27 protein-coding genes are annotated in these 26,768 nt (G+C 67.3%); 14 read left to right on the top strand and 13 right to left on the bottom strand.

What is annotated here, in order from left to right; all coding sequences use genetic code 11:
• Window positions 1-35: 35 nt before the first annotated feature.
• On the top strand, window positions 36-1,358 hold the full coding sequence (gene mtaB, locus AC07NY_RS06995) for a tRNA (N(6)-L-threonylcarbamoyladenosine(37)-C(2))-methylthiotransferase MtaB (RefSeq protein WP_494582772.1): 1,323 nt from the start codon (window positions 36-38) through the stop codon (window positions 1,356-1,358).
• 252 nt (window positions 1,359-1,610) lie between these two features.
• Here mtaB and AC07NY_RS06990 read toward each other — a convergent pair whose 3' ends face one another.
• The 4 genes from AC07NY_RS06990 to AC07NY_RS06975 all read right to left on the bottom strand — a co-directional run bounded on the left by AC07NY_RS06990 (window position 1,611) and on the right by AC07NY_RS06975 (window position 7,405).
• Entirely contained in the window at window positions 1,611-2,720 is a 1,110-nt protein-coding gene (locus AC07NY_RS06990) for a sulfite oxidase (protein ID WP_494582770.1), read from the bottom strand.
• 254 nt (window positions 2,721-2,974) lie between these two features.
• Window positions 2,975-4,690, bottom strand: a complete 1,716-nt coding sequence (locus AC07NY_RS06985) for an AMP-binding protein (RefSeq protein WP_492284770.1) — start codon at window positions 4,688-4,690, stop codon at window positions 2,975-2,977.
• Window positions 4,691-4,902: 212 nt separating this feature from the next.
• On the bottom strand, window positions 4,903-6,987 hold the full coding sequence (locus AC07NY_RS06980) for an elongation factor G (protein WP_492284771.1): 2,085 nt from the start codon (window positions 6,985-6,987) through the stop codon (window positions 4,903-4,905).
• A gap of 232 nt (window positions 6,988-7,219) precedes the next feature.
• Entirely contained in the window at window positions 7,220-7,405 is a 186-nt protein-coding gene (locus tag AC07NY_RS06975; RefSeq protein WP_494582768.1) for a hypothetical protein, read from the bottom strand.
• Between the two features lie 274 nt (window positions 7,406-7,679).
• On the opposite strand from AC07NY_RS06975, the gene AC07NY_RS06970 reads away from it, so the two are divergent.
• On the top strand, window positions 7,680-7,868 hold the full coding sequence (locus AC07NY_RS06970; protein WP_494582767.1) for a hypothetical protein: 189 nt from the start codon (window positions 7,680-7,682) through the stop codon (window positions 7,866-7,868).
• A gap of 186 nt (window positions 7,869-8,054) precedes the next feature.
• Here the strand turns inward: AC07NY_RS06970 and AC07NY_RS06965 are convergent, their stop codons facing one another.
• Window positions 8,055-8,843: an SDR family NAD(P)-dependent oxidoreductase gene (locus AC07NY_RS06965; protein WP_494582765.1), complete on the bottom strand. Its 789-nt coding sequence runs from the start codon at window positions 8,841-8,843 to the stop codon at window positions 8,055-8,057.
• Between the two features lie 176 nt (window positions 8,844-9,019).
• On the opposite strand from AC07NY_RS06965, the gene rplS reads away from it, so the two are divergent.
• From rplS to AC07NY_RS06945, 4 genes are all read left to right on the top strand, one after another.
• On the top strand, window positions 9,020-9,415 hold the full coding sequence (gene rplS, locus AC07NY_RS06960) for a 50S ribosomal protein L19 (protein WP_494582763.1): 396 nt from the start codon (window positions 9,020-9,022) through the stop codon (window positions 9,413-9,415).
• A 341-nt stretch (window positions 9,416-9,756) separates the two neighbouring features.
• The gene (locus AC07NY_RS06955; protein WP_494582761.1) at window positions 9,757-10,206 is read left to right on the top strand and encodes a MarR family winged helix-turn-helix transcriptional regulator; all 450 of its coding nucleotides are present in this window, start codon (window positions 9,757-9,759) and stop codon (window positions 10,204-10,206) included.
• Between the two features lie 56 nt (window positions 10,207-10,262).
• On the top strand, window positions 10,263-11,831 hold the full coding sequence (locus AC07NY_RS06950; protein WP_494583699.1) for an MFS transporter: 1,569 nt from the start codon (window positions 10,263-10,265) through the stop codon (window positions 11,829-11,831).
• Between the two features lie 5 nt (window positions 11,832-11,836).
• Entirely contained in the window at window positions 11,837-12,880 is a 1,044-nt protein-coding gene (locus tag AC07NY_RS06945) for an HlyD family secretion protein (protein WP_494582759.1), read from the top strand.
• A gap of 17 nt (window positions 12,881-12,897) precedes the next feature.
• Here the strand turns inward: AC07NY_RS06945 and AC07NY_RS06940 are convergent, their stop codons facing one another.
• Window positions 12,898-13,302 (bottom strand): hypothetical protein, encoded by a 405-nt coding sequence (locus tag AC07NY_RS06940; protein ID WP_494582757.1) that lies wholly within the window; start codon window positions 13,300-13,302, stop codon window positions 12,898-12,900.
• Window positions 13,303-13,524: 222 nt separating this feature from the next.
• Here AC07NY_RS06940 and AC07NY_RS06935 point away from each other — a divergent pair, with 222 nt between their 5' ends.
• From AC07NY_RS06935 to leuD, 6 genes are all read left to right on the top strand, one after another.
• Window positions 13,525-13,677: a hypothetical protein gene (locus AC07NY_RS06935; protein ID WP_156134498.1), complete on the top strand. Its 153-nt coding sequence runs from the start codon at window positions 13,525-13,527 to the stop codon at window positions 13,675-13,677.
• A gap of 109 nt (window positions 13,678-13,786) precedes the next feature.
• Window positions 13,787-15,205, top strand: coding sequence for a 3-isopropylmalate dehydratase large subunit (leuC, locus tag AC07NY_RS06930; protein ID WP_494582755.1), 1,419 nt, complete (start codon window positions 13,787-13,789; stop codon window positions 15,203-15,205).
• Between the two features lie 23 nt (window positions 15,206-15,228).
• Window positions 15,229-15,474, top strand: coding sequence for a hypothetical protein (locus AC07NY_RS06925; RefSeq protein WP_494582753.1), 246 nt, complete (start codon window positions 15,229-15,231; stop codon window positions 15,472-15,474).
• Entirely contained in the window at window positions 15,474-15,923 is a 450-nt protein-coding gene (locus AC07NY_RS06920) for a metallopeptidase family protein (RefSeq protein ID WP_494582751.1), read from the top strand. Before AC07NY_RS06925 ends, AC07NY_RS06920 begins: the two co-directional genes overlap by 1 nt.
• Window positions 15,924-15,926: 3 nt before the next feature.
• Window positions 15,927-16,559 (top strand): LysE family translocator, encoded by a 633-nt coding sequence (locus tag AC07NY_RS06915; protein WP_494582749.1) that lies wholly within the window; start codon window positions 15,927-15,929, stop codon window positions 16,557-16,559.
• A 58-nt stretch (window positions 16,560-16,617) separates the two neighbouring features.
• A complete protein-coding gene (leuD, locus tag AC07NY_RS06910) occupies window positions 16,618-17,220 on the top strand; it encodes a 3-isopropylmalate dehydratase small subunit (protein ID WP_199088048.1) in 603 nt (200 codons plus the stop codon).
• Window positions 17,221-17,381: 161 nt separating this feature from the next.
• Here the strand turns inward: leuD and AC07NY_RS06905 are convergent, their stop codons facing one another.
• The 5 genes from AC07NY_RS06905 to AC07NY_RS06885 form a co-directional block, all read right to left on the bottom strand.
• Window positions 17,382-18,632, bottom strand: coding sequence for a DUF1501 domain-containing protein (locus AC07NY_RS06905; protein ID WP_494582746.1), 1,251 nt, complete (start codon window positions 18,630-18,632; stop codon window positions 17,382-17,384).
• Between the two features lie 5 nt (window positions 18,633-18,637).
• A complete protein-coding gene (locus tag AC07NY_RS06900) occupies window positions 18,638-20,095 on the bottom strand; it encodes a DUF1800 domain-containing protein (protein ID WP_494582744.1) in 1,458 nt (485 codons plus the stop codon).
• A 156-nt stretch (window positions 20,096-20,251) separates the two neighbouring features.
• Window positions 20,252-20,650: a DUF1801 domain-containing protein gene (locus AC07NY_RS06895; RefSeq protein WP_492284782.1), complete on the bottom strand. Its 399-nt coding sequence runs from the start codon at window positions 20,648-20,650 to the stop codon at window positions 20,252-20,254.
• Window positions 20,651-20,672: 22 nt separating this feature from the next.
• Window positions 20,673-21,764, bottom strand: a complete 1,092-nt coding sequence (locus AC07NY_RS06890; protein ID WP_494582742.1) for an ATP-dependent DNA helicase — start codon at window positions 21,762-21,764, stop codon at window positions 20,673-20,675.
• 81 nt (window positions 21,765-21,845) lie between these two features.
• Window positions 21,846-23,522, bottom strand: a complete 1,677-nt coding sequence (locus AC07NY_RS06885; protein ID WP_494582740.1) for a methyl-accepting chemotaxis protein — start codon at window positions 23,520-23,522, stop codon at window positions 21,846-21,848.
• 183 nt (window positions 23,523-23,705) lie between these two features.
• Between AC07NY_RS06885 and AC07NY_RS06880 the strand changes: the two genes are divergently transcribed.
• Complete coding sequence (locus AC07NY_RS06880) at window positions 23,706-24,698, top strand: alpha/beta hydrolase (protein ID WP_494582738.1); 993 nt, start codon at window positions 23,706-23,708, stop codon at window positions 24,696-24,698.
• A gap of 9 nt (window positions 24,699-24,707) precedes the next feature.
• On the opposite strand, the gene AC07NY_RS06875 is transcribed toward AC07NY_RS06880, so the two are convergent.
• Window positions 24,708-25,292 carry a GNAT family N-acetyltransferase gene (locus AC07NY_RS06875; protein WP_494582736.1) on the bottom strand — a complete coding sequence of 195 codons (585 nt, stop codon included), beginning with the start codon at window positions 25,290-25,292 and terminating at the stop codon, window positions 24,708-24,710.
• A 90-nt stretch (window positions 25,293-25,382) separates the two neighbouring features.
• Between AC07NY_RS06875 and AC07NY_RS06870 the strand changes: the two genes are divergently transcribed.
• On the top strand, window positions 25,383-26,000 hold the full coding sequence (locus tag AC07NY_RS06870) for a LysE family translocator (protein ID WP_494582734.1): 618 nt from the start codon (window positions 25,383-25,385) through the stop codon (window positions 25,998-26,000).
• 12 nt (window positions 26,001-26,012) lie between these two features.
• Here AC07NY_RS06870 and AC07NY_RS06865 read toward each other — a convergent pair whose 3' ends face one another.
• A complete protein-coding gene (locus tag AC07NY_RS06865) occupies window positions 26,013-26,708 on the bottom strand; it encodes an SDR family oxidoreductase (protein WP_494582732.1) in 696 nt (231 codons plus the stop codon).
• Window positions 26,709-26,768: the final 60 nt, after the last annotated feature.

Below are 26,768 nucleotides of genomic sequence, written 5' to 3'. Positions count from 1 at the left end.
TTTCAAGCGAAGTGGCGCCGGTTCGCGTGAAGAAAATGCGACCAAACAAGAACCCAGAGCATGTCCACGTTTCTCCGAAACGTGGACATGCTCTGGAGGTCGTCACCTTCGGCTGTCGCCTCAATATCGTCGAGAGCGAGGCGCTGAGGCTCCAGGCGGAAGCCGCCGGGCTGAAGGATGCCGCGATCGTCAATTCCTGCGCCGTCACCGCCGAGGCGACCCGGCAGGCGCGGCAGGCCGTGCGCCGCCTCAAGCGCGAGCAGCCGGACAGGCCCGTGATCGTCACCGGCTGCGCCGCGCAGATCGAGCCCGCCCGCTTCGCCGATATGCCGGAGGTCGACCGCGTCCTCGGCAATGACGAGAAGCTGCGGCCCGAGAACTGGACGGCGCTCGCCCGCTCCAACAGTCTCGGCCATCCCGATACGGCAGCGACGGACAAGCTCGATGTCGGCGACATCATGGCCCGCACCGTCCTGCGCGCGCCCGTCACCGGCCGCTTCGCCAGCCATACGCGCGGCTTCGTCCAGGTCCAGAACGGCTGCGACCACCGCTGCACCTTCTGCGTCATTCCCTTCGGACGCGGCAATTCGCGCTCGCTCGCCATCGCCGACGTCGTCGCGCAATGCCGGACCCTGCTCGAAGCCGGAGCCCGCGAGATCGTCCTGACCGGCGTCGATCTCACCAGCTATGGCCGTGACCTCGCGAACGAGCCGACGCTGGGCGCACTTGCCGGCGCGATCCTGCGCGCCCTGCCCGAACTGCCGCGCCTGCGCCTCTCCTCGATCGACGCCGTCGAGGTCGACGATGCGCTGCGGGACCTGCTCGCGACCGAAGCCCGCCTGATGCCGCATCTGCATCTCTCGCTGCAGGCCGGCGACGACCTCATCCTCAAGCGCATGAAGCGCCGCCACAGCCGCGATGATGCCATCCGCTTCTGCGCGGAGATCCGGGCCTTGCGTCCCGATATCGTCTTCGGCGCCGATCTCATCGCCGGCTTCCCGACCGAGGACGAGGCGATGTTCGCCCGCTCGCTCGATCTCGTCGCGGAATGCGGGCTCAGCTTCGTCCATGTCTTCCCTTACTCGGCCCGCCCCGGCACGCCGGCTGCGCGCATGCCGCAGCTTTCGGGAGAAATCGTCTCGGAGCGTGCTGCGCGGCTGCGTACGACAGCAGGTACGGCGCAGCAGCGTCATCTAGCAGCGCGCATCGGCCGCCCGCTTAGCGTCCTGACCGAACGCGGGAATACCGGCCGTGCAGAGGATTTCACGCTGGTTCGTTTCGCCCGCGACATCGCGCCGGGCGAGATCCTGCCGGTCACCGGCCACGCCGCCGACGGCAAGGCGCTTCTCGCGGCCTAACCAACCGCGTCATTCTCGGGCGAAGCGAAGCGCAGACCCGAGAATCTCTCGCAGGATAAGGCGCCTCTTCCGGCCAGAGATGCTCGGGTCAAGCCCGAGCATGACGAGCTTGTTCGACCGAGGATTGGTGGATCGGAAAAGAATAGCCGCCTCGGTCGCCGATGGGAGGAGGAGTGACCGAGGCGGCAGAGCCATGCCCGGAATGGCAGACCCACTTCTTAGACGCAGCAACCCGCCAAAAGGTTCAAAGCCTCACGCGACCACGGATCCGCGCACGCGCTGGACCTGATTGTTGCAATATCCCCGTGGGTTCCAGACCGGCTCCAGCGGCTGGACGCTGCCCTCGGCATCGCGCGCCCGCGCCATGACGACGAACGGTCCTGATGGTTCGGCGGCGACCTCCACCTCGAAGCGTCGCCAGGCAAAGCGTCCCTCGCCGGCCTGCAATTCGACATCCTGCCAGCTTTCGCCGCCGTCGCTGGAGATCGCGACCGCTTCCAGCGCAACGGCACCGCTCCAGGCGAAGCCCGCGACCTTCAATCGTTCGCCCTGCTTCGCCACGAAGCCGTCTGATGGAGCTGTGATCAGCGACTTGACCGGCATGTCGGTGATGACAGCGAAATTCTCAGGGTCGAGGGGCTCGCCGGGGTGCACCGGCCGGATCGGCATCCGATAATCCGTCCCGCGCATCTTCTCGCCGTCATGCTCGATATCGCGCAGGGTGATCCGGTCGAGCCATTTCTGCCAGGCAGAGCCGGGATAGCCCGGCGCGACGATACGCAGCGGGCCACCGTGCAGGCGCGGCAAGGGCTCATCATTCATGGCGAAGGCGATCAGCGTTTCAGGAGCCACCGCCTTGGCCATCGGCAGGCCGCGCGAGAGCGCCGCCTTCTCCGGCTTGCCGATCTGACGGTCCGGCGCGTGATGCGCGGTGTAGACCGCGCTCTGCTTCGGGCCGGCATGCTCCAGCACATCCGCCAGCCGCACGCCCGTCCAGCGCGCGCAGCCGACGGCACCGAGCCGCCATTGCAATCCATCCGTCGCGGGCGAGAAGCGCGAGCGGCCATTGCCGGCGCATTCCAGCACCGCGGTGACCGTGACGGTTTCGAAGCGCTGGCGCAGGCCCTCGACGGTCCAGACCGCCGGGCGCTCGACCTCGCCATCGATGGTCAGCGTCCACTCGGTACTGTCGTCGATCTCCGGTAGATGGCCGTTATTGCGGATGAAGAAGGAATCGACCGGCGTGATCGACTCGTCGAGCAGCGCGAGCGCCGGCTCGGCATTCAGCGCCTCCTCCTCGTAGACATGGAGGCCGGGCTTCAGGCGGCGCAGCAGCGGCAGTTCGACGAGGCGATGAGGCAAGCGGCAACGATCTCCGGTGACGCGTGGCGGTCACCCGCCCACGCGAAAGCCGACAGAGATGGCACGATGCTCGCCCGCCTGTCGACCGCCCCCCAAGGTGAGAGCTTGCTCCTACAGCCCTCATCCTGAGGAGCCATTCTCTTGGAATGGCGTCTCGAAGGATGCTCCAGATGTCTCCGGAGCCTCCTAGACCATCCCTCGAGACGCCGCTGCGCGGCTCCTCAGGATGAAGGCTCCGGAAGTTCCTGGAGGCGTCAGCGCTGGGCAACGACCTCCTCGCGCAGCGCACGGCGCAGCACCTTGCCGACATTGGTCTTCGGCAGGCTCTCGCGGAAGAAGATCTGCTTGGGCACCTTGTAGCCGGTCAGATTCTCCTTGCAGTAGGCGCGCAGCGCATCGGTCGTCAGGGTCGGGTCCTTGCGCACGACGAAGGCGGTGACCGCCTCGCCCGAATGCTCGTCCGGCAGGCCGATCACAGCCGATTCCAGCACGCCCGGATGCGAGGCCAGCACGTCCTCGACCTCGTTCGGATAGACGTTGAAGCCGGAGACCAGCACCATGTCCTTCATCCGGTCGACGACCTTGACCTGCCCGTCCGGCAGCATGACGCCGACGTCGCCGCTGCGGAAATACCCGTCCGCCGTCATCGCCTTGGCGGTTTCGTCCGGGCGATTCCAGTAGCCGGCCATCACCTGCGGCCCGCGGATGCAGATCTCGCCCGCCTCGCCCATCGGCATGTCGTTGCCTTCGGCGTCGCGGATCGCGATCTCGGTCGAGGGGATCGGATAGCCGATCGTGCCGCTGAACTCGGTCAGGTCCGGCCGGTTGATCGTGGCGATCGGCGAGGTCTCCGACAGACCGTAACCCTCGATGATCGGGCGGCCGGTCACGGCCTTCCACTGCTTGGCGACCGCGGCTTGCGTCGCCATGCCGCCGGCGACGGCGAAGCGCATCTCGGAGAAATCGACTTGCCTGATCTCGGGATGGTTGGCGAGCGCGTTGTAGAGCGTGTTGACACCGGAGAAGAGCGTGAAGCGGCTCGCCTTCAGCGTCTTGATGAAGCCCGGGATGTCACGTGGATTGGCGATCAGCAGGCTCTTGGCACCGATGCGCAGCATGAACATGCAGCAGCAGGTCAGAGCGAAGATGTGGTAGAGCGGCAGCGCCGTCACCATGACATGCTGGTAGTCGCTGCGGCCGAGCGGCGGCTCCAGCACCCATTCCAGCCAGAAGCCCGCCTGCTGAACATTGGATGCGACATTGCGATGCGTCAGCGTCGCGCCCTTGGCGACGCCGGTCGTGCCGCCGGTATATTGCAGGAAGGCGACATCGTCCGGGGCGACCGTCACCGGCGCCATCCGGGCGCCGCCCTGCAGAACCTGCTGGAAGCCGACCGAGCCCGGCAGGTTGTAGGGCTTCACCACCTTCTTGATGCGGCGCGCGACGAAATTGACGATCTTGCCCTTGAAGCCCATCAGGTCGCCGGCCGTGGCGACGACGATGGCGTCGAGCTTCAGGTTTGGCTTCGCCTCCTCCACGACATGGGCGAAGTTCTCGATCACCACGAGCACCCGCGCCCCGGCATCGTTGACCTGATGGGTCAATTCACGTGCCGTGTAGAGCGGATTGACGTTGACGGCGGTGAAGCCGCCGAGCAGCACGCCGAAGAGCGCCGCCGGATAGGCCAGGATGTTCGGCATCATCAGGGCGACGCGATCGCCCTTCTTCAGTCCCTGAGCCTGCAGCCAGCCGGCGAAGGCCTCGGCCGCCTGACGGGTCTCGGCGAAGGTGATCGTCTTGCCGAAGCTCTCGAAGGCCGGGCGGCTGGCATAGGTCGAGCAGGCGGAACCGATCAGGTCCACCAGCGTGCCGACCTTGGCGTCGTCGAGTTCCGGCGGAACGGCCGGTGGATAATGCGCTAACCAAGGTCGCGAGGCATTCCTGGCCTGCGTGGCGCCGGTCGCGGTCATTCTTCCCTCCCTCTCGCCCGGTTGGCCGCCTCGCGACGGGTTCCGGTGCATTTTCATGATCGTACAGTGCGGAACAGCGGCCGGGAGCGCAAGCTCCAGCCACCATGAGCTGTCGAATGTTCACATCTAAACAGTCCGCACGGCACGAAATCAAGCCCGATCCGGGAGCCAGGGAATGGCTCCCGGAGGGAAGGCGGGCCTGAATTCCCGGTTCAGCGCGCCTGCGCGAGGGCGAGCGCCTGGGCGGAGACCACGGCCTCGGCCGGCTTGCCGGCAAGTTCCGCAAGATGGTCGAAGCGCGCGCTGAACGAGCCGACGCCGGACGTGGCCGAGCGCAACTCGACGATCAACCCGGTCATCTCGGCTTCAGGCACCAGCGCCTTGATCTGGTCCCAGCCGCGCCAGCCGGGGCGCGTGTCGTAGCCGAGAATCTGCCCGCGCCGGGCGGAGATCAGCGCCGAGGCCCGCGACATCGCCTCCGAGGGAATCACCACGTCGACCGAAAGGATCGGCTCCAGCAGCACCGGCTTCGCCTGCGGCATTGCCTCGTTCATGGCGAGCCGCGCCGCCTGCCGGAACGCCATGTCGGAGGAATCGACGGTGTGGTAGGAGCCGTCGGTCAGCGTCACCGCGACATCGACGATCGGGAAGCCGAGCGGTCCCTTCTCGCAGAAATCGCGCATGCCGGCCTCGACCGAGCCGATATACTGGCGCGGCACGACGCCGCCGGTGATCCGGTCGACGAACTGGATGCCCTCCCCGCGCGGCAGCGGCGCGACCTCGATCACGACGTCGCCATACTGGCCGTGGCCGCCGCTCTGCTTGCGATGCCGGCCGCGCGCCCCGGCTTGGCCGCGGATTGTTTCGCGATAACCGACCTGTGGCGTCTTGTTGAGCACGGTGACGCCATAGCGTCCGGCGAGCTTCTCCAGCGCGACGCGTAGATGCATCTCGCCCTGGCCGGACAGGCGGGTCTCGCCGAGTTCCGGCACCTGCGTGACCGCCAGCGCCGTATCCTCCTCCGTCAGGCGCTGCAGCGCTGCCGCCAGCCTGACATCGTCCTTGCGCTCCTTCACCGCGATGGCGAAGGCATGCACGGCTTCGGGCGGGGCGACCGCGCTGACCACGCTCGCGCGGGTCTTGCCGAGCATAAAGGCCTCGCCCGTCGCGATGCCGTCGAGCTTGGCGAAACCCGCGACATCGCCCTCCTCCGCCGCGGGCTTGCGGCTCTGCTCGGCGCCCTTCAGAGAGACGACGCCCGCGATACGGGCCTCGACGCCGCTCGAGGAGGTCACGACATCGCCTTCCGCCAGCCGGCCGCGCATCACCCGCGCCAGCGAGACCTTGCCGCCCTGGCTCGAATGCCAGGTCTTCATCACCTGCGCGAGCGGCGGGCCCTCCGGCAGGATTCCGGCGCGTCCGCGCGTCTCGGCCAGCCCCGGCGCCTCATGCCTGAGCGCCTTGAGCAGCCGGGTCACGCCATTGCCGCGCTCGGCCGCTCCGATCAGCACCGGCACGACATGGCGATGCTGCAATTCACGGGCGAGATCGTCGAAGACGCGGTCGCGCGGCGGCTCCATGTCGCCGAGCAATTCTTCCATCAGTTCGTCGTCGTAATCGGCGAGCCGCTCCAGCATCGAGAAACGCGCTTCCTTCTCGCGGCCGGCTTCGTCGACGGCCAGCGGCACGATCTCGCTCGGCGCATGCTCGCGGTAGATGAAGGCCCGTTCCAGGGCGAGATCGATGAAGCCGATCGCGATGCCCTTCTGCCAGATCGGGATCTGGCGCAGCAGCAGCGGCGTGCGCGAGGCGCGCTGCAGGATGGCGAGCGTCTCGCGCACCCGGCGCGAGGCCGTGTCGATCTTGTTCAGGAACAGGAAGCGCGGGATGTCGGCTTCCTCCAGCTCGCGCAGTACCAGCTCCAGCGCCGGCGCCTTGCGGTCATCCGCCTCGCAGACGACCACGGCCGCATCGACCGCCGGCAGCACATGGCGCATCTCGTGCAGGAACTCGACCGAGCCGGGGCAGTCGATGAAATGGAAGGTGTCGCCGAGGAAATCGACACTCGCGACGGTGGGCTCCGTGCTCATCTGGTGGGCGCGCGCCTCGGGCGCCGCATCGCCGACCGTGTTGCCGCCCTTGACCGTGCCGGTGCGGGTCAGCGCGCCGCATCGCATCAGGATGCTCTCGAGCAGCGTCGTCTTGCCGCTCTGGAAGGGGCCGACGATCGCGATGCATCGCGGCCCCGCGCGTCGGGTGCCGTTTGCGGAGACTCCGTTCTGTGCGGATGCGGGCATGGCTTCCTCCTTCGGGACTGGCCGCGATGGAGGAGAAGGTCTGGCAACCCCGGCTCCGGCGCGGCGGAAAGCCGGCGGGAACCGCGAATGCGCTCACGCCGGATGGGCGGCGGTCGCTCGGGCCCGACAGGGTCGGGCGGCCGTCGGAGAGGCAGTTGGACGGAGGTTCGCGCCGATCGGGAGCGGACGCAAGGGCTTTGTCGGCGGTCGCGAAAATGGGCTGCGATATTGCTCAGTCAGGCCGTTTCGCGCCCGCGGCGGGGTTGGTTTGATGCATCGGCTGGCCGGCCGGCGCCGTCTCTCGGCCGTATTCACGATTTTGGGGCGTTTCGGCTGCGGGCGCGCCGCCGGTTACCGGGCGATTGGCGCCGGGCGCTTGCTGCGTCGCGCCGGAGCCGGTTCCCTGCTGCGGCGCCATGCCGCTCGATCCCGAGCCGCTACCGGTTCCTTCTTGGGCCGTTGAGGGCGGCGAAGGCGTCTGGGCCTCGGCCATCCCCGTCGCGGCCAGCACGGCTATTGCAACCCCTACTGCATATGATTTCATCGCTTGTCCTCCCGGCTGCCTCGCACGGAGGACCATGGCCGACCAACGCCATCGGGCCGGACACGGTTCCGGCGGGAACCCGGAAGGCCGCCAGACATTCTACGAGGCGGACGGCCGCTACGGTCGTGATGGAGCATGGAGACAGCCGATGCCCGCGAACGCCTCGCAGACGGAATTGGACGAGCGCATCGCCCTTCTCCGGCGCAACATCGCCGAACTGATGGAACAGGCGACGGGCGCCTCCGGCGCGGCCGTCGAGGAGGCCCTCGCCGATCGGCTCAGCGAACAGCAGGACATGCTCAACGAGCTGCTGAAGCAGCGCGAGGCTAAGGGCTAGCGGCGTTTTCCCGCGCCGGCTGCATCTGCCCCTTTTGTCATTCCGGGGCGCGCCGCAGGCGCGAACCCGGAACCCACGACCGGGTGAGACATTGCATTCGCCGTTGGCAAAGGGCTCACCCGGTCGTGGGTTCCGGGTTCTTCGCTGCGCGAAGCCCCGGAATGACAACGGGTTCGCGCACGAAGTTCAGAGGTTGCGCCGCTCGCCGCGCAGTGTGGCGAGCCCGATGCCGGCCGCATCGAAGCCGCCATCGACCGCCAGCACCTGCCCGGTGATATAGGTCGACCGGTCCGAGCAGAGGAAGAAGATCGCCTCGGCCAGCTCCTCCTCCAGCCCGTAGCGGCCGAGCGGCACGGCATCGCGATAATCCGCGCGGATCTCCAGGCTGTGCACCGCCTTGGCCATCGCGGTCTCGACCGGCCCGGGCGCGACTGCGTTGACGCGGATGCCAAGTCCCGCGAGCTCGACCGCCTGCTGCTTGGTGAGATGCGCGAGCGCCGCCTTCGAGGTGCCGTAGGCCACCCGCAGCGTCGAGGCGCGCAGGCCCGAGATCGAGGTGATGTTGACGACGGCGCCACCGCCATTGTCGGCCATCGCGCGCGCCGCAAGCTGTGTCGCCAGGAACGGGCCGGTGAGATTCACCGCCATCACCCGCTGCCACTCGTCATGGCTGGTTTCCAGCAGGGGCTTGAACACCGCCGTACCGGCATTGTTGACGAGGGCGTCGAGCCGCCCAAAGCGCTTGGCCATGCCGGCGAAGGCCGATTCGAGCTGCGCCGGCATCGCTACGTCGCAGGTCAGCACCAGCACCCGCTCGGGCGTCGCGATCTCGGCCGCGGCCCGCTGGAGCCCAGCCCCGTCGATATCGAGCAGGCCGACCTGCCAGCCTTCAGCCAGGAAGCGCTTGGCCGTGGCGAGGCCGATGCCGCGCGCGGCGCCGGTCACGAGGGCGGTCTTGATAACGGGATCGGTCATGGCATCTCGTCCGATGGCGTGTCGCTTCCACACAGGCTATGCATGCCGGCAGCGTGGCCAACAAGCCGGGATTGCCGCTCGACAAACCCACCGCGCTCCTGTATGGCCCCGCACTCAACTGAAAACAGCGAGCCGAAAGCCCGCGCTTCCGCGCGAATACGGCCATGGAGAGACCCATGAACATCATCGAACAGATCGATGCCGAGCAGATTGCCAAGCTGAGCGAAGGCAAGGCCATTCCCGCGTTCCAGCCCGGCGACACCGTGCAGGTCAACGTCAAGGTCAAGGAAGGCGAGCGTAGCCGCGTCCAGGCCTATGAAGGCGTCGTGATCGCCCGCAACGGCGGCGGCCTCAACCAGAGCTTCACCGTCCGCAAGATTTCCTATGGCGAGGGCGTCGAGCGCGTCTTCCCGCTGTTCTCGCCGAACCTCGACTCGATCAAGGTCATCCGCAAGGGCAAGGTGCGTCGCGCCAAGCTCTATTACCTGCGCGATCGTCGCGGCAAGTCGGCCCGCATCGCCGAGCGCGTCGATGCCAAGCCCTCCAAGGGCCAGAAGGGCGCCGGCAAGTAAGCCGAACCCTCAGCGCCGAAAGCATCGGCACAACGAGATTGGAACGCGGTCCTTCGGGGCCGCGTTTTTTCTTGCCTGAAGGCCAAGGACGGCACCCCTATCCACCAGCTTTTTCTGGAACCGCAGCGTCATCCCGGGCTTGCCCCGGGATCCATCGAAGGGTTCCGGCGCTCTACGATGGATCCCGGATCTGCGCTGCTACGCAGCTTGTCCGGATGACGCCGCGGTTCCATCGCGCTGAAATGCAAAAATTGCATATCGGAAGCATGGATTTCCGGTTGATATGCATTTTCAGAACATATAAGTATGACAATCATTAGCATGCTATTTATGTTGGTGCTATGGACCTAACCCAGCTTCAGGCCGCGTTCACCGGCGAACTTGCCGCCGTCAACCGCAAGCTGCGCGCGCTCGTCGACGACCGTGCGCGCGACATGGGCCTGACCCTCTCGCGGGCGCGCCTGCTGATGGAGCTCGCCAAGGCGGACGGGCCGATCCAGTCCGATCTCGCCGGCCTGCTCGATATCGAGCAGCCGACGCTGGTCCGGCTCCTCGACGGGCTGGAGCGCAACGGCATGATCGAACGCCGCTCCGTCGAGGGCGATCGCCGCGCGCGCCGCGTCTTCCTGACCGAGACCGCCCGCGCCCAGGCGCAGGACATCCTCGACTTCCTCGCCGAGCTGCGTGCCGGCATCCTGCTGGGCATCGCGCCCGAAGAGCTGGAAGCGGCGCTTGACGTCCTGCGCCGCACCTCGCGCAATATCGCGGCAGGCCGGAGCGCCGCCCCGTGAGCACGTCCGAACCATCCGCCGCGCCCGTCGCGCCGCCTCCACCGGCCGGGCTGACGATGCCGCCGGCCCGCGCGCTCGCCTATATGCTGGCTTCGGTGACGCTGGCGATGACGCAGCAGATCGGCGCGAACCTCGTCAACACCAATGTCTACCAGATCCAGGGCGAGCTGGGCGCCACCCTCGCCGAGACCAACTGGCTGATCGCGGCCTATATGGCGCCGAATGTCTCGCTCTCGATCGCCCTGATCAAGATCAGGATGCAGTACGGCCTGCGCAATTTCGCCGAGATGAGCCTCGCCGGCTTCGTGCTCGCCGCCTTCCTGAACCTCACCTTCGTCCACGACCTGCCCTCGGCCGTGATCGTGCGCTTCATGAGCGGCATGGCGGCGGCGCCGATGTCCTCGCTCGCCTTCTTCTACATGATCGAGCCCTTGCCGCCGCAGAAGAAGCTCACCGTCGGCCTGTCGCTGGCGCTGACCAACACCACGCTCGGCATCCCCGTGACGCGCCTGATCTCGCCCTGGCTGCTCGATCTCGGCGGCTTCCATGGCCTGACGCTGTTCGAGATGGGCCTCGCCATGGTCGCCTTCGGCTTCGTCTATGCGCTGCCGCTGACCACACCGCCGCGCGTCAAATGCATCGGCCCGCGCGATATCGTCAGCTATATCCTGATCGCGATCGGCTTCGGCTCGATCGCGGTCGCGCTCAGCCTCGGCCGCATCTACTGGTGGTTCGAGGCGCCGTGGCTGGGCTGGCTCCTCGCCTGCGCCGTCATCTGCCTGACGCTGGCGGTGATCGCCGAGCTGCATCGCGACAGCCCGCTCATCGATATCCGCTGGCTGACCAGCCCGACGACGCTGCATTTCGCCGGTGCGCTGCTGCTGATGCGCGTCGTGCTGGCCGAGCAGACCGTCGGCGCCTCCAATTTCTTCCAGGCGCTCGGCATCCAGAACGAACAGACCCTGTCGCTCTACGGCGTGATCCTCTGCGCGATCCTGGCCGGCGGCGTCACCTGCGCGCTGCTGCTGCGGCCGGGCCGCGAGAACTGGTTCTACGGCACGGCCCTCGCCTGTGTCGCGCTCGGTGCCTGGCTCGACAGCGGCGCCACCAGCCAGACAAGGCCGCACGATATCTGGCTGAGCCAGGCACTGGTCGCCTATGGCTCCGGGCTCTTCCTGCCGGCGGCGATGGCGCAGGGCATGGGCAGCGCCATCGTGCGCGGCCCGCTCTACATCCTGAGCTTCATCACGGTCTTCCTGTTCACGCAGAGCATCGGCGGCCTGCTCGGCTCCGCCATTTTCGGAACCTTCATCACGCTGCGCACCACGTTCCACTTCAACGTGCTGGCCGAGCATTTCGTCCTGTCCGATCCGTTCTTCGCCCAGCGCGTCAACCAGTTTGGCGGGATCTATAGCCATGTCCTGACAGACCCGACGCTGCTGCGGGCGGAAGGCGTGACACTGCTCACCCAGCGGGCCTCTCAGGAGGCCATCGTCCTCGCCTATAACGACGCCTTCATGCTGATTTCCGCGATCGCCGCTCTCGCCCTCGCCGGCCTGCTCGCACACCTCGCCTATCTGCAATTGCGCAAGCCCGCCGCCCCTATCGCTCAACCCGCACCCTGACCGCCATGTCCCGCATCCTCCGCTCCGTCTCGACCTATGTCGCGCTCGCCATTGGCCTCGTCGGCCTCGGCATCATCCTCTACGCCTGGCGGCTGCCGCCCTTCGCCAGCGCCGTCGAGATGACCGAGAACGCCTATGTGCGCGGGCAGGTCACGATCATCGCGCCGCAGCTCGCCGGCTATGTCGCCGAGGTCCCGGTGCAGGATTTCGCTACGGTGAAGAAGGGTGATCTGCTTCTGCGCATCGACGACCGCATCTTCGCCCAGAAGCTGGAGCAGGCCCGCGCCGGCCTCGCCGCCCAGCGCGCCGCGCTCGCCAATTCGGATCAGTCGCGTGCGGCCGCCGAAGCGCGGCTGCGCGCCGCCGTCGCCAATGTCGCCAGCGCCGAGGCGGCCTTGCGCACGGCCGAGGCGAACTGGGGCCGCATCGAGCCATTGCGCGAGCGCGGCGTCGTCAGCCAGACCTCGACGGACCAGAGCCAGCAGGCGCTCGATCAGGCCCGCGCCTCCATCACCGCGACCAATGCCGCCGTCGATGTCGCCCGGCAGGACATCCAGACCGCCATCGTCAACCGCCAGTCGCTGGTGGCAGCGGTCGAGGGCGCCGAGGCCGCAGTCCACCTCGCCGAGATCGACCTCAGCAACACCCGCATCACAGCCCCTCAGGACGGACGGCTGGGCGAGGTCCAGGCCCGGCTCGGCCAATATGTCTCGGCCGGTACGCAGTTGATGGCGCTGGTGCCGAACCAGGTCTGGGTCATCGCCAATTTCAAGGAGACGCAGCTTGCCGGCATGCGCACCGGCCAGCCGGTGAGCTTCACCGTCGATGCGCTGCGCCATGCCCGCATGACAGGGACGATCGAGCGCTTCTCGCCGGCGGCGGGCTCCGAGTTCAGCGTGATCCGGCCGGATAACGCCACCGGCAACTTCATCAAGATCGCCCAGCGCGTGCCGGTGCGGATCGCCGTCGATCCCGGCCAGCCCCTCGCCGAGCGGCTGGCGCCCGGCATGTCCGTTGTCGTCAGCGTCGACACCTCCGCATCGCGCTGATGGCGCGGCGCGAAAGGTCAGTCGTTGGTGTCGAGGTCGGTGAACAGGAACCCGGCCGGCGTCCGCGTGAAGGTGAAGATCGCCGCGCCGCAGATGACGGAATAGACGTCATTCTTGTTGCCGTCGACGGCATAGACGGGCTTGCCGCGCTGGAGACAGGCGCGGTTCTTGGCGGTGAAATCGCGCGGATAAGCCTTGGCGCGGAACTGCGCCGCGTCGCGAACGGTATCATCGGCCATGAAGGGCAATTTCGTCAGAGCTGCGACGGCCGCTGCATCATTCGCCTTCAGCGCCGCACGGAACTTGGCGATGAAGCCGTCGAACTCCTTCTGCACGGCAACAGGAGCTTTCCCTGGAGCCTGGGCGAAGGCGGGAGCCAGTTGCAGAAGAACGGCCGCAACCGCGATTGCCGAAATCCTCATGTTTCCACTCCCTTTGATCGGAAACGCCGTGAAGATGCAGGCCAGTGCGAGAGATGCTATCGCAACGTCACAGCTGGCTCTAGAGAAGGCTGTGCGCTGGCACGCACGGTCATCTCGGCGCCGCCACCCTTGCGTCACGCCGATGGCGCGGCTGCAACGGCATCGATTGTCCGTCTTGATTGGAACTGCTAAACAGTAGCCATGTCGCCGTGTGAGCATCATTTGCAGCGCTTCAGCGCCGTGCAGGGAGAGGGCCATCTGCCGCCCCTGCCGACGACGCAGGACTTTGCCGCGCTGCATGACCATGCCCGTTTGCCCTGGCGCTTTTTCGGCCGCTTTACCGCCTCCATTGCCGCAGGCCTTACCGGCGCCTGAGACCGGCCGCTTCCGCGCGGCCGGCGACAGGCGAACCGTTTTTGCGTGCCGGCGCGAGCAAGCCGGCGCATGATCTCCAAAACCGATTTCAGAAGACCGAGACCAAGCCATGACTGCGACCAAAGGTCCCCAGACGCTCTACGACAAGATCTTCGACGACCATGTCGTCGACCGGCAGGATGACGGCACCTGCCTGCTCTATATCGACCGCCACCTCGTCCATGAGGTGACGAGCCCGCAGGCCTTCGAGGGCCTGCGCATGACCGGCCGCAAGGTCCGCGCACCTGAGAAGACGCTCGCCGTCGTCGACCACAACATCCCGACGACGGACCGCACCAAGGGCATCGCCGAAGAGGAAAGCCGCATCCAGGTCGAGGCACTCGCCAGGAACGCCCGGGATTTCGGCGTCGAGTATTTCAACGAGCTCGACAAGCGCCAGGGCATCGTCCACATCGTCGGCCCCGAGCAGGGCTTCACCCTGCCCGGCACGACGATCGTCTGCGGCGACAGCCACACCTCGACGCATGGCGCCTTCGGCGCGCTCGCCCACGGCATCGGCACCTCGGAGGTCGAGCATGTGCTCGCCACCCAGACGCTGATCCAGAAGAAGGCGATGAACATGCTCGTCCAGGTGGACGGCACGCCTGCCCCCGGCGTCGGCGCCAAGGACATCACGCTCGCGATCATCGGCGAGATCGGCACTGCCGGCGGCACCGGCTCGGTGATCGAATATGCCGGCGAAGCGATCCGAGGCCTGACCATGGAAGGCCGCATGACGGTCTGCAACATGTCGATCGAGGGCGGCGCCCGCGCCGGCATGGTCGCGCCCGACGAGAAGTCCTTCGCCTATCTGAAGGGCCGCCCCAAGGCGCCGCAGGGCGCGGCCTGGGAGGCCGCCGTGCGCTACTGGGAGACGCTGCGCACCGACGAGGGCGCGCATTTCGACCGCGTCGTCCGTCTCGACGCCGCCAACCTGCCCCCGATCGTCTCCTGGGGCACGAGCCCGGAGGACGTCATCTCGGTCACCGGCGCCGTTCCGGACCCGGAGCTCATTGCCGACGAGGTCAAGCGCGCCTCGAAGAAGCGCGCGCTGGAATATATGGGCCTGACCGCCGGCACCAAGATCACCGACATCCCGCTCGACGTGATCTGGATCGGCTCCTGCACCAACGGCCGCATCGAGGATCTGCGCACGGTCGCCAAGATCGTCGAGGGCAAGAAGCTCCATGAGAGCCTCGACTACGGCATGATCGTTCCCGGCTCCGGCCTGGTGAAGGAGCAGGCCGAGGCCGAGGGCCTCGACAAGATCTTCATCGCCGCCGGCTTCGAATGGCGCGAGCCCGGCTGCTCGATGTGCCTCGGCATGAACCCCGATCAGCTCAAGCCCGGCCAGCGCGCCGCCTCGACCTCGAATCGCAATTTCGAGGGCCGTCAGGGCTATCGCGGCAGGACGCATCTCGTCTCGCCGGCGATGGCGGCGGCGGCGGCCCTCACCGGCCGCTTCGTCGACGTCCGTACGCTGGGCTGAGGCGGACAGGCGGGGAGCTGACCATGTCGAACGATCCCCGCGAAGCCGGCCGCGAAGCCGAATCCAAGGCGGCGCTGGACCGGGTCAAGCGCGACAGCGAAAGCCTGCTCGGCTCCTCGATGGGCCGGGCAGCCGATCACTTCTCGGGAGCCGACGCGCCCGAGGGCGACAAGGTCGAGCTCTGGGGCCGGCGTATCGGCCGCTCGCTCTCGCTTCTCGGCGTCATCGTGCTGGCCTGGTGGCTCGGCCACCAACTGAAATTCTGGTGATGGGCAAGACCGTGGACGCCAGGGTCACGACAACAGCAGAGATCGACTGGGACGGCGTGAAAGCGCCGTCGCGGGAGGCGTTCGAAATTCTGGCGCAGGCCGCCTTCGACCGCCTGCCGGAGGAATTCCGCGCGCTCTGCTCGGATGTGATCTTCAACGTCACCGAGTTTCCCGAGGACGACGTGCTGAAGGAGCTGGAGGCGGAAAGCCCGTTCGACCTGCTCGGCCTGTTCAGCGGTGTCGGCCTGCCCCAGCAGGGCTATGCTCCGCAGACCGGCCAGATGCCCAACACCATCCACCTCTATCGCCGTCCGATCCTCGACTACTGGGCCGAGCATGACGAGAGCCTCGGCTCGATCGTCACGCATGTCATGGTCCACGAGATCGGCCACCATTTCGGCTTCTCCGACGAGGACATGGAAGCCATCGAAGCCGGGGCGGAGCGCTAGGCGATGCTGGACGAACTGATCCGCAACCTGCCCGGCCTGATGCTGGTCTATTCGGCCTTCATCCTGGCAGTCGCGAGCCCTGGTCCGAGCAATCTCCAGATCATGGCGACCTCGATGGAGCGCGGACGCAGCGCCGGCTCCACCTTGGCGCTCGGTGTCACCGCCGGCTCCCTGACATGGGGCATCCTGGCCGCCATCGGCGTCACAGGCCTGATCGTCGCCCATCCGGGCGCGCTCTACGCCATCAAGATCGTCGGCGGCCTCTATCTGCTCTTCCTCGCCTGGCGTTCCGCACGTTCGGCGATGCGGGCCGAGATGCCTCCGGCAAAAATGGTGGCTTCGGGGCGCCGCACCTTCCTGCGCGGCTATCTCATGCACATCACCAACCCGAAGGCGATCCTGAGCTGGACGGCGATCATCGCGCTGGCCCTGCGGCCCGATACACCGCCGGTCGTGCTCTACGCCATCATCATAGGCTGCATGCTGATCTCGCTCGCGATCAACCAGTTCTATGCCGTGCTGTTCTCGACGGCGTCGATGATCGCGGGCTACCGCCGCATTCGCCGCAAGGCCGAGGCCTGCCTCGCCGCCTTCTTCACCTTCGCCAGCTTCAAGCTGCTGACATCGCAGCTCTGAAACCCTTCACCGCCATAACCGCAAGAACATCGCCAAAAGGCCCATCGGAGCTTCCGCCATGCAGCCCTTCACCACCCTGACCTCGACGCCCGCGCCCATGAAGGTGGTCAATGTCGATACCGACATGATCATCCCCAAGCAGTATCTGAAGACGATCAAGCGCACCGGCCTCGGCACCGCGCTGTTCTCGGAAATGCGCTACAAGGACGACGGCTCGGAGAACCCCGATTTCGTGCTGAACCAGCCGGCCTACCGCAAGGCCGAGATTCTCGTTGCCGGCGACAATTTCGGCTGCGGCTCGTCGCGCGAGCACGCGCCCTGGGCGCTGCTCGATTTCGGCATCCGCTGCGTGATCTCCACCAGCTTCGCCGACATCTTCTACAATAACTGCTTCAAGAACGGCATCCTGCCGATCAAGGTCACTCCCCAGCAGCTCGACATGCTGTTCGACGACGCCGAGCGCGGCTCCAACGCGACGCTGACGATCGATCTGGCCAGCCAGACGATCAAGGGCCCGGACGGCGGCGAGATCAAGTTCGAGATCGACCCCTTCCGCAAGCACTGCCTGCTGAACGGCCTCGACGATATCGGCCTGACCATGGAGAAGGGCACGAAGATCGACGCCTACGAGGAAAAGCTGAAGCAGCGCGCCTGGGCGTGAGATCAGGCATCATTCGCTGATTTCACTCGGAAACACGCCGTCATCCCGGGCTTGACCCAGGATCCATTCCGGAACGCTTACGAGCGAGCTTCAGGCATGGATCCCGGATCTCCGCTGCGCTGCGTCCGGGATGACAATGTCTCGCTCAATCCAGTCAATCGCTAAGCAACCAGCCCCTGTACCGGCCTGAGATCGCCGGTCTCCGGGAACACGGTCTCGGCCAGCACGGGGCCGGACACGCCGAAGAGCTCCGATACCACGCCCTTGGCAACCGCTCGGATATCCGTCGTCGGCTTGAGGTCGCGGTTCTGGTAGAGCTGCTCGGGCTTCAGGCCCGGCCAGTCCGCGACGATCCGGCCGCCCTTGACCCCGCCTCCGACTAAGAAGGCGACGGTGCCGGTGCCATGGTCGGTCCCCGTCGTGCCGTTGACAGCCGCCGTACGCCCGAACTCGGTCGCGACCATCACCACCGTATCCTTCCAGACCGGACCGAGCCCCTGCTCGAAGGCGGCGAAGGCACCGTCGAGCCCGCCGAGCAGATTGGCGAGACGCCCCTTGGCGCCGCCTTCGTTCGCATGGGTGTCCCAGCCCTCGAAAGCGAGCGCGGCGATGCGCGGCCCGTCATCGGCGCCGACCAGCGCGGCCGCGCCCTCCGCGATGCGCCGCATGCCCTCGGCCGTGTCCGGTCCACCGCCGCCCCTCTGCTCGCCGGCCATGCCGCGCCTTTGCGCCAGCCCTTCCGTCTCGATCGCCTGAGCCAGCGCTCGCGCCAGCCCGGGGTCGCGCTGGCCGTAGAGATCGGCGAGCCGCATCGTCAGGTCGCTGCCGGCGCGCGCCATCCGTGGCGGCGCCCAGCCCAGCACCGGCGCATCGCCGCGCACCACCAGCGGCGGCACGACGCCGACGCCGAGCACGCCCTTGCGCGAGATGCCCTCGCCGGCCGGCAGGCTCGCGATCAAGCGGTTGAGCCAGCCGGTCTGGGTCGCGCCCGCCCCCGGCTGGCCGCTCTCCAGAACGTCCTGCCCGTCGAAATGCGAGCGCTCGCGATAGCCGGTGGCCGCAGCGTGGACGATCGTCGCCTGCCCCTGCTTGTAGAGCCGCGCGAGGTTCGGCATGGCCGGATGCAGGTAGAAGAAGCCGTCGAGCGGCAGCGCCGCCTCCGGCCCGTCCTTGGCGAGCGCGATGCCCTCGCGCAGGCCGGCATAATCGGGATCGCCGATCGGCGGCACGGCCGAGAGCCCGTCGAGCGCGCCGCGCAGAATGACCAGCAGGAAGCGCGGATCGCGCGAACCCGCCGCCGCATAGGCGAATTTCGGCACGAAGGACCAGGCGAAGAGCGCTCCGGCCGCACCAAGGATGGCGCGGCGCGACGGCGTTATCCGTTCGCAATCATCGTCGTCGTGATCGACCATCGGCGTCACCTCCGCTGGAATTCGGGCGACATCAGCAGGAGCGCGAGCGCCTGCGGCTTGCTCTCGGCTCGCGCCACCGCCTGCTTCGTCTCGGGCGAGAGCAGCGGCCCCAGCACGTCCTCGCAGAGCACGCGCGGATCGGCGACAGAACCCGCCGCCTGCCGCCCCCATCCGGCAGCGACATCGACGCGCGTCTTCAGCCCCTCGGCCGAAGCCCAGGCCGCATTGTCGTCGGCATAGCCATTGGGGCCGGAGGGCTGCCAGAACGGTTGCCCCATAACGCCGGCCGGTCCGATGATCTGGCCGAAATCCGGCTTGCGGCCAAGCGCGCGATATGAGGCGAGCAGGAATTCCTGCGGCGAGCGGATCTTGCTGGCCGGCGCGCGCCAGGCGGCGTCATCCTCGATCAGGACGCGATAAACCGTCGGCAAGTCGCCGCCGCTCTGCCGGAATGTCAGGGCGAGCTTCTCGACCAGCGCACGCGGTGGCGCATCGGCCACGAAATGACGGACGAGCTTCGTCGCGATGAACCTGGCCGTCGCCGGATGGCGCGCGAGATCGGTCAGCGCGGCGATGCCTTGCGCCTTGCCCGGCTGGTCGTAGCGGCGCCCGAGCAGTGGCGTCACGCCGGGCTCGTGCAGGCCGGCATTGAAGGCGAAGGAGCCGGGAAAGCCGAGCACGCCCTCGCGTCCGACCACCGTCCAGCCCGTGATGATCCGGGCGAGATTGGTCACGTCCGCCTGGGCATAGCCGCCGGAGACGCCGAGCGTGTGCAGCTCCAGGATTTCGCGGGCGAGGTTCTCGTTGAGGCCGCGCCCGCGACGGCGCCCGGCCGGCGAGTTCGGGCCGACCGACTGGCGGTTGTCGAGGAAATCCAGCATCGCCGGATGGCTTTCCGCTGCGATCAGCATGTCCTCGAAGCGGCCGAAGACATGCGGGCGGATCGCCTCGCGCTCATAGGCGCCGGCCATGATCCGGCTCATGTTGCTCTTGGTCGCACCAATGCAGAAATGGTTCGACCAGAACATCACCAGCCGCTCACCGAAGCCGGTCTCGGCCGCAAGCGCGAGATCGACGCGCGCCTTCACCTCGTCGCGATAGGTCCGGTACGGCAGCGCCGGCTCGTTTGCGGGCTTCGGCGCGGGCGCCATCTGATTCTGGGCTCCCACCGGAGCAGCCTGCGGCACGGCATTCGCGACCTGCATGCCTGGTGCCGGGGCGGCGACACGGCGCGCCTCACGCTCGCGCTTCTCCTGATCCTCGAAATCATAGAGCGCCTTGCCGATCTCGGCCGCGCCGGAAAAGGTCGCGCCCTCAGGCTGTGCGACGCTGCCGGCCGCAATCTCCGCCAGAAGCCGGTCGCGAACCTGCGCCCGCGCTGACTCGCCCTGCCCGGGCTTCGGCCCGAGGCCGAACCGTTGCAGTGCAATCGCCCCTGCCTTCAGCTCGCCCGTTTCCGCCATCCGCGAGGCCTCCGCTGGTCGTGATGCGAGGATCGATATCGACTATGGCGAAAAGCCGGCGGCTTTCATGACAATTCGGCAATGTTTGGCGAAGCTGGTCTCGAAACAGGCTTGAACAAAGCTTTTCGCTCGGGTTTTAGCGAATGGCTTCCAGCCTCAGCCTCGTTTCGAGCGTGACGTATTGAGCGCGACGGCCTCGCCAATGAGCGCCTTGAAGGCATCCGCGTCCAACGTCTCGCCCTCGCGGATATCGATAGCGCGGCGGGCATTGCCCTCCAGGCTCGAATTGAACAGGCCGGCAGGATCGGCCAGCGAAGCACCCTTCATAAAGGTCAGCTTGACCACGTTCTTGTAGGTCTCGCCGGTGCAGATGATGCCGCCATGGGACCAAACCGGCACGCCGCGCCACTTCACCTCCTCAATGACGTCGGGATCGGCCTCGCGGATCAGCGCGCGCATCCGTGCCAGCGTTGCGCCACGCCAGTCCCCGAGTGCCCCGATCTTCGCGTCGATGAGCTCGGACGCCGCCTGGTCCTGAACCTCGTCCTTCGCCATGACCGTTCCCTCGCTCCAGCGTCTAGACCACCACCGTGACCGCCTCGGCCGCGCGGGTCAGGCCGGTATAGAGCCAGCGCGCCCGGTGCTCGCGGAAGGCGAAGCTCTCGTCGAAGAGCACGACATCGTCCCATTGCGAGCCCTGTGACTTATGCACGGTCAGCGCATAGCCGAAGGTGAACTCGTCGGTATGCTTGCGCAGCTCCCACGGCACTTCATCCTCGGTGCCGTCGAAGAAGTTCGGCAGCACCGAGACCTTCACCGCCTTGCCACCGGCATCGTCCTCCGGCGTGACGCGCATGGTGATCAACCCCTTCTTCGAGGTCTTGATCTCCTGCACGATCCAGGAGCCACCATTGAGCAGGCCCTTGCTCTTGTCGTTGCGCAGGCAGACCAGCTTCTCGCCGGCGACCGGGCTGTTGTCGGCACGACCCATCAGCTGGCGGATGCGGGCATTGTAGTTGCGCCGCGTCTTGTTCATGCCGACCAGCACCTGATCGGCGCCCATGACGATCTCGGGATTGATCTCGCCCCGCCGGATCACGCGGCTCGGGCCGTATTCGCCGAGTTCGAGCTGCCCGCCCTCGCGCACGATCATCGACATCCGCACGATCGGGTTGTCCGCCGCCTGCCGGTGGACCTCGGTCAGCATGACATCCGGTTCCTGCTCGGTGAAGAAGCCGCCGCCCTTCACCGGGGGCAACTGGGCCGGGTCGCCCAGCACCAGAACCGGCGTGCCGAAGGAAAGCAGGTCCCGGCCCAATTCCTCGTCGACCATCGAGCATTCGTCGATGATGATCAGCTTCGCCTTGGCCGCCGCGCTGTCGCGGTTGAGCGCGAAGATCGGGCTCTCCTCATCGACGCCGCGCGAGCGATAGATCAGCGAATGGATGGTTTGCGCGCCATGGCAGCCCTTGTTGCGCAGCACGAGCGCGGCCTTGCCGGTATAGGCGGCGAAGACGACGTCGCCATCGACCGCTTCCGCAATGTGGCGCGCGAGCGTGGTTTTGCCGGTGCCGGCATAGCCGAACATGCGGAAAAGCTGCGGCTCACCGGTCTGCAGCCAGCGCGCCACGGCGGTCAAAGCCATATCCTGCTGGGGCGACCAGCTCATCGCGGAACCATCATTAAAAGAGGCATGGCGCAGATGGGGCCGAGTCGGGCCGCGAGGCAAGCCCGGCGATGCCGGAACCGCTCAGGCGGCGCGCAACCTCCTGACGAAAGCCTCGGCCTCGGCCTGCAGGGCGTTGATCCGTTGGTCGAGCTCCCGTGCGCTCGCCGCGCCGGTATCGGCCTGGCCGACGGTCTGGAGATTGGCGGCGGCGATCTCGCCCATCGCCAGCGCGGCCGTGCCGGTCACATCGGATATCCGCGCCACGGTCTCGCCGAGCGAGCCGAGCAGCTCGACATGCGAACCGACCATGGTCGCGATCTCGGTGCCGGTCTGCTCGACCGCCGCGACGCTGGCCCCGATCGCCGACACCGCTTCGGCGGCATGGGACAGGGCCTCGTCGGCCTGCGCGATCCGGCTGACGATCCGCCCGGCAGCATCCGATGCCTGATTGGCGAGCGTCTTCACCTCCGCGGCGACCACGGCGAAGCCGCGGCCATGGGCCCCGGCACGCGCGGCCTCGATCGTCGCGTTGAGGGCGAGCAGGTTGGTCTGGCGCGCGACCGCATCGATGATGCCCACGACATCGCGGATCTGGGCCGCGTTCTCTGTGAGACGCGTCACCAGCGCATGGGTGCCGGCCGCCTCTCGGGTCGCGTCGGTTGCCATTTCCGAGACCCGCCGGACCTCGGCATTGATCTGGCCGACGACGAAATCCAGCCGCAGGGCCGCCTCGCTGGAACGCCGCGCATCGATCCCCGCGCCATCGACGGAAGCCGCCGCCGTCTCGGTGCTCCGCGAAATCTGGTGGACGCGAACCGCCGCGTCCTGCAGCGCCATGCGCAGCACCTCGCTGGACCGCCCGATCTCGCCGAGCAGGACGCCGAGCCGCGCCTCGAACTCGTCGGCGATTCCCGCAAGCTCGGCATTGCGGAGCTGTTCCAGGCGCCGCGCATCGTCGGCCTCGCTCTCGCGCGTCACCAAAGTCGCCCTGATCTCGCTGAGCTGACGCACGACGCGGGCGAGCTGGCCGATCTCGTCGGCGCGGTCGCGATGCGGCACGTCGATGACCCGGTCCGACGCCACCGCCTGCCGGATCGCCTCCATCAGATTGCGCAGGGGTCGCGTCAATTGGCTGCGCAGCATCAGCAGCGCGAGAAGCGCGCCTCCCAGCGGCAGCAGAACCGCGAAGAGAATCGTCCGGAAGCGCACGGCCTCGGCCCGTGCGGCGGCGCGCAAGGAGGCGTCGCTGGCCCGCTTCGCGAGCTGATCGCGCAGCGCAGCGGTCGTCGCGACGATCTCATCGACATTGGCCCGCGCCTCCTCGGCGCCGGCCTCCAGCAAGGCGGCCTTGGCCGAGACGCGCTGGCCGATATCGACGATGCCATGCTGGAAGGCGATGAAGGTCTTGATCCGCGCATCGAGCGTCGGGTTCGCGTCGCGCAGGTTCGCCGGCAGGGCCGAGATCAGATGCGCACGCGCCGCATCGACCAGATCGATGGCAGCGTCGAGCTTGCCGAGCATCACCTCGACCTCCTGCCGGGAACTGTCCGCATCGACCCGGCTGAGTAGTGCAGCCGCCGCGATCCGGCTGGACAGAAGCGAAGCGCTGCCGGCAAGGCGGATATCCGAGAAAGCGCCGGCATCGATGCGCCGGGCCTCGTCGAAGCCGCGCAAGGCGCTGGCGAGGCCGAGCGCCCCGGCGAGACCCAGCAGCGCGAAGAAAATCATGATCTTCGCCGTCAGTCCCAGTCGCCGCATCGTAGCCTCGGTCTCGTAGTCCCCGTCCATCTGACAGAGGCGAACGAACACGAGGTTAACGCGAAGCAAGATGACGTAACGATATCAATAACTTAGCCGGATACGTAATAATCCTCCACACCGCCGCGCGAGCCCTGTCCCGGCGCGATTGCGAGGGATCGCGGGCCGGCCTAGCTTCACGCCATGAGACGCCGCGCCAAACGAATCCTCCTGCTCTGCCTCGGCTTGGCCTTCATCGGCTATGCTGCCTTCGTGCTATCGCCCTGGCCGTCGGCGCTGCTGACGCGCCTCGCCTTCAGCTATGGAGCATCGAAGACCACGGCCGCGCTCGCCCCGCATGTCCCGGCCGGCATCCGCGAGCAGCGCGATATCCGCTACGGCGGCGCCGAGGACGAGAAGCTCGACATCTATCTTCCGCCGGGGGGCCGCATCGAACCTGGGCGCCCGACCATCGTCTGGATCCATGGCGGCGCCTTTGTCGCCGGCGACCGGCAGGACGTGGCGCCCTATCTCAAGATATTGGCCGGGCGCGGCTTCGCAGCGGTCGCGATCGGTTACACCCGTGCGCCGACGGCCCCTTATCCCGGCCCCGTGCTCCAGGCGAATGCCGCGCTCGGCTTCCTGCAGCGCGAAGGCCAGCGCCTCGGGATCGATCCCACGCGCATCGTGCTGGCGGGCGATTCGGCCGGCGCTCATATCGCCTCCCAGCTCGCCGCCGGCCTGACGGGCAAGGACTACGCGGAACTGCTCGGCCTGAAACCTGCCGTCGAGGCGGCAGCGCTACGCGGCACGGTCCTGTTCTGCGGCGCCTTCGATCCAACGGCTTTCGAGCTGACCGGCCCCTTCGGCGGCTTCATCCGTTCCGTACTTCTCGCCTATTTCGGCACGTCGAATCCCTTCGACAGCGAGCGCATCACCGAGGCTTCCATACCGCGCTATGTCACGGAAGCCTTCCCGCCGAGCTTCATCTCGGTCGGCAATGGCGACCCGCTGGCGCCACAATCGGTGGTGATGGCGCAGGCCCTGCGCGATCGCGGCGTCATGGTCGACACCCTGTTCTTCCCGCCCGAGACCGAGCCGAAGCTGCCGCATGAATACCAGTTCGATCTCGGCCGCCCGGAAGGGAAGCAGGCACTGGAGCGGCTGACGGCCTTCCTCAGTGGGCTCTCCCGCTGACAGCCGCGTCTACAGCACCAGCCGGAGCAGCGGCCGCCCCGGCTTCTGCCGCGCGACCTCGACGAAGCCCGCGCGACGGAACACGCTTTCCGGTCCGACATAAAGCCCCTCAACGCTGCGCCTGTCCTCATTGTCCATAGCCGCGGCCTCGATCAATCGCGCGCCGCTATCGCGCGCGAAGGCCATAGCTCCATCAAGCAGCGCACCTGTGACGCCCTTGCCGCGAAAGCCCTTGCGCACGAAGAAGCAGGAGGCCGCCCAGTTACGGGCATCCTCCGCAGGTGCATCAGGCAGCGGCGTCGAGGCGCGGCGGGGATTGTTCCATTCGGGGATATCGGCGCGCGGGCCGACCTGCAGCCAGCCTACGGCCTTGCCCTCGGCATAGGCGAGCACGCCGGGCGGCGGCCCCTTCTTCACCCGGTCCTCGAATAATTGCCGCGCCCCCTCGCCCAGCAACGGCTTGCGCAATCGCTGCGGCATGCGGAAATGATTGCACCAGCAGCCATAGCAGGGCCCCTGCGGGCCGAAGAGGTCCTCCAGATCGCCCCAGCGCTCGGGCGTCAGCGGCTCCACGACAAAGCCCGTCCGGTCCATCGCTATCTCCCGATCCGCAGCAAGGCGGAGCATCTGGACAGGTCATCAAGATCGGCAGATCACTATGCGACACTGCCGGAGACCAGCGCCATGTCGCTCGAAACCTATGCCGCCTATCTCATCGCCTGCATCGTCATCATCATCGTTCCCGGGCCGACGGTCACGCTGATCGTCGCCAACAGCCTGAAGCACGGTACCCGCGCCGGCCTCCTCAACGTGGCAGGAACCCAGTTCGGGCTTGGCATCATGGTCCTCGTCGCCGGCATCGGGCTGAGTTCGGTCGTCGCCGCGCTCGGCCATGGGTTCGAATGGCTCCGGCTGGCCGGCGCCGCCTATCTGATCTGGCTGGGCTGGAAGATGTTCCGTTCGGCGGGCGCCGATCTCGACGGCACGGCTCCGGCGAAGCCGCCGCGCGGCGGCTTCTTCCTGCAGGGCGCGCTGGTTGCCCTCAGCAACCCGAAGACGCTCCTGTTCTTCGGCGCCTTCTTCCCGCAGTTCCTCGATCCCGCGCGCGACCACGCCACCCAGATCGCGATCATGGGCGCGACCGCGCTGGTCTTCGCTGCGCTCAGCGACGGCGCCTATGCCCTGCTCTCCGGCAAGGCCGGGCATTTGCTGTCGCGCAATCGCGTCCGGCTGCTGTCGAAGCTCAGCGGCGGCTTCCTGGTCGGCGGCGGCCTCTGGCTCGCCTCGACGCGGGCGAGCTGAGGCCGTCTGCCGTCACCAGGCGATCGCCTCGCCGGTGTAATCGCGGAAGCTGTTGGTCTGCGCCATGCCGGAGGCGTCGATGGTGCGGATCAGCCCATTGGCGCTCTCGGCCGGCGTGATGTCGGCGCCGCTGCCGCCCATGTCGGTCTGCACCCAGCCGGGATGGAACAGCATCACGCTGACATCGCGCGACCGCACGCTGTTGCCGAAGACGACCATGGCCATGTTCACGGCCGACTTGGACGAGCGGTAGATCAGCGCATTGCCGGGATTGGCCGCGATGGAGCCCATGCGGCTGGAGATCGTCGCGATCTTGCGGCCCTGCCCCGCCTCGACATTCGGCAGGAAGGCCTGCGCCACCCGGATCGGCGCGTAGACATTCACCTCGAAGACCTCGCGCCATTCGTTGAAATCGACATCGAGCCCGCTCTGTCGGTCGCGCGGTCCGTAAAGGCCCGCATTGTTCAGGAGCACATCGATGGGCTGCCCGGCGAGCGCCTCCTTGGCCGCCGCGACGCTGGCATCGGAGGTGACGTCGAGCTCCACCGGGATCAGCGCCGCCGGATGCTCGGCCGCGAGCTCGGCCAGAGCTCCGCCCCATGGGTTGCGCGCCGCCGCGATCACGCGGTCGCCCCGGCGCAGCAACTCGATGGTGATGGCAAGTCCGATGCCGCGATTGGCGCCGGTGATCATCCAGGTCTGGGGCATGTCCGTCTCCTCGTCCTGCGGAAGAGCTTGCCGGGCAAGGCCGCCGAAGGAAACTGCCAG

The sequence above is a fragment of the Allobosea sp. GW821-FHT09G06 genome, assembly GCF_059416005.1.
The sequence above is the reverse complement of the archived record's forward strand: the minus strand, read 5'-3'. Positions and strand labels throughout refer to the sequence as shown.

Excerpts from the sequence above, each read along its gene's own strand:
- mtaB (WP_494582772.1), top strand. The coding sequence starts at position 36 with ATGCGACCAAACAAGAACCCAGAGCATGTCCACGTTTCTCCGAAACGT.
- AC07NY_RS06985 (WP_492284770.1), bottom strand. The coding sequence starts at position 4,690 with ATGACCGCGACCGGCGCCACGCAGGCCAGGAATGCCTCGCGACCTTGG.
- AC07NY_RS06980 (WP_492284771.1), bottom strand. The coding sequence starts at position 6,987 with ATGCCCGCATCCGCACAGAACGGAGTCTCCGCAAACGGCACCCGACGC.
- AC07NY_RS06975 (WP_494582768.1), bottom strand. The coding sequence starts at position 7,405 with ATGGCGCCGCAGCAGGGAACCGGCTCCGGCGCGACGCAGCAAGCGCCC.
- AC07NY_RS06970 (WP_494582767.1), top strand. The coding sequence starts at position 7,680 with ATGCCCGCGAACGCCTCGCAGACGGAATTGGACGAGCGCATCGCCCTT.
- AC07NY_RS06965 (WP_494582765.1), bottom strand. The coding sequence starts at position 8,843 with ATGACCGATCCCGTTATCAAGACCGCCCTCGTGACCGGCGCCGCGCGC.
- rplS (WP_494582763.1), top strand. The coding sequence starts at position 9,020 with ATGAACATCATCGAACAGATCGATGCCGAGCAGATTGCCAAGCTGAGC.
- AC07NY_RS06955 (WP_494582761.1), top strand. The coding sequence starts at position 9,757 with ATGGACCTAACCCAGCTTCAGGCCGCGTTCACCGGCGAACTTGCCGCC.
- AC07NY_RS06950 (WP_494583699.1), top strand. The coding sequence starts at position 10,263 with ATGCCGCCGGCCCGCGCGCTCGCCTATATGCTGGCTTCGGTGACGCTG.
- AC07NY_RS06945 (WP_494582759.1), top strand. The coding sequence starts at position 11,837 with ATGTCCCGCATCCTCCGCTCCGTCTCGACCTATGTCGCGCTCGCCATT.
- AC07NY_RS06940 (WP_494582757.1), bottom strand. The coding sequence starts at position 13,302 with ATGAGGATTTCGGCAATCGCGGTTGCGGCCGTTCTTCTGCAACTGGCT.
- leuC (WP_494582755.1), top strand. The coding sequence starts at position 13,787 with ATGACTGCGACCAAAGGTCCCCAGACGCTCTACGACAAGATCTTCGAC.
- AC07NY_RS06925 (WP_494582753.1), top strand. The coding sequence starts at position 15,229 with ATGTCGAACGATCCCCGCGAAGCCGGCCGCGAAGCCGAATCCAAGGCG.
- AC07NY_RS06920 (WP_494582751.1), top strand. The coding sequence starts at position 15,474 with ATGGGCAAGACCGTGGACGCCAGGGTCACGACAACAGCAGAGATCGAC.
- AC07NY_RS06915 (WP_494582749.1), top strand. The coding sequence starts at position 15,927 with ATGCTGGACGAACTGATCCGCAACCTGCCCGGCCTGATGCTGGTCTAT.
- leuD (WP_199088048.1), top strand. The coding sequence starts at position 16,618 with ATGCAGCCCTTCACCACCCTGACCTCGACGCCCGCGCCCATGAAGGTG.
- AC07NY_RS06905 (WP_494582746.1), bottom strand. The coding sequence starts at position 18,632 with ATGGTCGATCACGACGACGATGATTGCGAACGGATAACGCCGTCGCGC.
- AC07NY_RS06900 (WP_494582744.1), bottom strand. The coding sequence starts at position 20,095 with ATGGCGGAAACGGGCGAGCTGAAGGCAGGGGCGATTGCACTGCAACGG.
- AC07NY_RS06895 (WP_492284782.1), bottom strand. The coding sequence starts at position 20,650 with ATGGCGAAGGACGAGGTTCAGGACCAGGCGGCGTCCGAGCTCATCGAC.
- AC07NY_RS06890 (WP_494582742.1), bottom strand. The coding sequence starts at position 21,764 with ATGAGCTGGTCGCCCCAGCAGGATATGGCTTTGACCGCCGTGGCGCGC.
- AC07NY_RS06885 (WP_494582740.1), bottom strand. The coding sequence starts at position 23,522 with ATGCGGCGACTGGGACTGACGGCGAAGATCATGATTTTCTTCGCGCTG.
- AC07NY_RS06880 (WP_494582738.1), top strand. The coding sequence starts at position 23,706 with ATGAGACGCCGCGCCAAACGAATCCTCCTGCTCTGCCTCGGCTTGGCC.
- AC07NY_RS06875 (WP_494582736.1), bottom strand. The coding sequence starts at position 25,292 with ATGGACCGGACGGGCTTTGTCGTGGAGCCGCTGACGCCCGAGCGCTGG.
- AC07NY_RS06870 (WP_494582734.1), top strand. The coding sequence starts at position 25,383 with ATGTCGCTCGAAACCTATGCCGCCTATCTCATCGCCTGCATCGTCATC.
- AC07NY_RS06865 (WP_494582732.1), bottom strand. The coding sequence starts at position 26,708 with ATGCCCCAGACCTGGATGATCACCGGCGCCAATCGCGGCATCGGACTT.